This window comes from Streptomyces sp. P5F9 (genome assembly GCF_057961495.1).
On the sequence record NZ_JBXVPZ010000747.1, the window covers coordinates 1 to 2845 of the forward strand.

The following is a 2845-nucleotide window of genomic DNA, read 5'->3' on the forward strand; positions in this document are numbered from 1 at the left end:
GTCCTTCTTTCCGGCCGACCCCTCCCCGTCCCCTTGCGCCCGCGAAACCTCAATCCTACGGTGATACATAGGAATCAGACCGCAGGGAGCAGGCATGAGCGGGGACGCACGCAAGACCGCCGAGGGACTGACCTACCTCACCGGTTTCGGCAACGAACACAGCTCGGAGGCGGTGCCGGGCGCCCTGCCCGAGGGCCGCAACGCCCCGCAGCGCGCACCGCTCGGCCTCTACGCCGAGCAGCTCAGCGGTACGGCGTTCACCGAGCCGAGGGCGCACAACCGGCGCTCGTGGCTGTACCGCGTCCGCCCCTCGGCCGCGCACCCGGCGTTCACCCGCACCGAGAACGGCTCCATCCGTACGGCGCCTTTCACGGAAACGGTGCCCGACCCGAACCGCCTGCGCTGGAACCCGCTCCCCGAACCCGAGCCCGGCACCGACTTCCTGGCCGGCCTGTGGACCCTGGGCGGCAACGGCGACGCGACCCAGCGCACCGGCATGGCCGTGCACCTCTACCACGCCGACTCCTCCATGGACCGGGTCTTCAGCGACGCGGACGGCGAGCTGCTGATCGTCCCGGAGCGCGGCGGGCTGCTGCTGCGCACGGAATTCGGACTCCTCCATGTGGAGCCAGGACATGTGGCGTTGATCCCTCGTGGGGTGCGCTTCCGTGTGGAGCTACTGGATGCTTCAGCCCGCGGATATGTGTGTGAGAACTATGGGGCGCCCTTCCACCTCCCCGACCTCGGCCCGATCGGCGCCAACGGACTCGCCAACGCGCGGGACTTCCGCGCGCCGGTCGCCGCGTACGAGGACGTCGAGGGCCCGGTCGAGGTGGTCAACAAGTTCTGCGGCAACCTCTGGACGGCGACCTACGACCACTCACCCCTCGACGTCGTCGCCTGGCACGGCAACCATGTGCCGTATGCCTATGACCTGCGCCGGTTCAATGTGCTCGGCTCCATCTCCTACGACCACCCCGACCCGTCGATCTTCACGGTGCTGACGTCACCGTCGGACACACCGGGCCTGGCCGGTGTGGACTTCGTGGTCTTCGCGCCGCGCTGGCTGGTGGGCGAGGACACGTTCCGGCCGCCGTACTTCCACCGGAACGTGATGAGCGAGTACATGGGGCTCATCGAGGGCGCCTACGACGCGAAGACGTCTGGTCCCGGGGGCTTTGTGCCGGGCGGCGGCTCGCTGCACAACATGATGTCGGCGCACGGCCCGGACCGGGAGACCTTCGACCGCGCCAGCTCCGCCGAACTGCGTCCGCAGAAGGTCGACGACGGTCTGGCGTTCATGTTCGAGACCCGCTGGCCGGTGACCGCGACGGCCCAGGCGGCGCGGGCCGATCACCTCCAGCAGGGCTACGACGGCGTCTGGCAGGGCCTCCAGCGGCACTTCCGCCCCGCGCACTGACCCCTTCGCCGCCGGCCGACACCCCGCACACCGGCAATTCCCCACCGGTTCACGTCCCTTGCACTGATCCCTCCCTACCGGTACGGATGGCCCCGTGACCTCCTTCGCCCCGGACTCGATCGTCCTGAACCGCAAGCTGCCGCTCTGGTACCAGGTGTCGCAGTCGCTGCGCGCCTCGATACTCGGCCGCTCGCCCCGGGACCCGCTGCGGCTGCCCACGGAGGAGCAGCTCGCGGGGCACTACGGCGTCAGCGTGCTCACCATGCGCCAGGCGCTGAAGGAGCTGGAGGACGAGGGCCTGATCAACCGGCACCGCCGCCGGGGCACGTTCATCGAGCCGGACGTCCAACGGGCCACCCCGGTACGGCTGTTGGGCTCGGTGGACGCGATCGTCGCCCAGCAGTCCGGCATGACGACCGAACTCCTCGACCACGGCAAGGCGTCCGTACCGCCCGAACTCACCGAGTACTTCCCGGACTTGCCCGAGGTCGCGACGTACCACCGGCTGCGCAGCGACGAGAAGACCGGCGAGCCGACGAACCACGCCCGCAACCACATCCGCCCCGAACTGGCGGCCCGTCTCGACCTGGACGACCTGATCCGCTGGCCGATGACGAAGGTGCTCCGGGACGTCGTCGGCGCGGACATCAGCCGCATCACGGACACGGTGGAGGCCCGCCTCGCCGACCCGGAGACCGCGCGCCTCCTCCAGGTCCCGCTCCTCAGCCCGATCCTGCACTACACGGGCATCACCTACGACACACAGGGCAGGGTGCTGGACGTGGCAGTCATCCAGTACCGAGGCGACCGGTTCTCCTTCTCGGTCACCCTCGACGTGGCGAACTGACGTCGTCGTACGATGCCCAGCGTGACGCACGACGACGCTCCGCTGCTCGCGGACCTCATGCCGTGGTCCGTCGCACCGATCCGGCTCGGCCGGGGGTGGCCGACGGCACCTGACGCGGCAACCCTGAAAGCGCGCTGGGACGCGCTGGTGAAGGCCGAAGTCCCCGACCGGGAGACCCTGTTCGAGCCGACACGCTCCCGCACGCTGCACTCGGCGGTGTCCCAGCTCCCGGGCCAGTCCAGCGGCACGGAGAAACTGATCCGCGCCACGGGCCCCTGCCCGGAACCGGTCCGCGTCCTGCACGCCCCGTTCGACGAGCAGTGGCTCATCCCCGACCACCGTCTGATCGACGTGGCCCGGCCGGAGTTGTGGCGGGTGGCGGACGAGCGCCAGATCTTCGTGGTGGAGACACCGGCCGTCCCCGGCACCTCCGGCCCACTCCTGCTCGCGTCCACGATCCTCCCCCTGGTCCGCCCGGGCCGCGTCCGACCGCTCTACCGACGCCCCGGCGCCGAGGAACCGAATCTGACGCCGGGCCTGCTGCCCCACCTCGCCACCCACCTCGGCCACTCCCCCAC

General features: G+C 70.3%; 3 protein-coding genes. All 3 read left to right on the forward strand.

Annotated elements, in window-relative coordinates:
• The first annotated feature begins 94 nt into the window (after positions 1-94).
• Positions 95-1420, forward strand: coding sequence for a homogentisate 1,2-dioxygenase (hmgA, locus tag AC31A1_RS49445; protein WP_489659600.1), 1326 nt, complete (start codon positions 95-97; stop codon positions 1418-1420).
• Between the two features lie 94 nt (positions 1421-1514).
• A complete protein-coding gene (locus tag AC31A1_RS49450; RefSeq protein WP_489659601.1) occupies positions 1515-2267 on the forward strand; it encodes a GntR family transcriptional regulator in 753 nt (250 codons plus the stop codon).
• Between the two features lie 12 nt (positions 2268-2279).
• Positions 2280-2845: type ISP restriction/modification enzyme (locus tag AC31A1_RS49455; protein ID WP_489659602.1), on the forward strand; the 566-nt coding region annotated here is incomplete at its 3' end.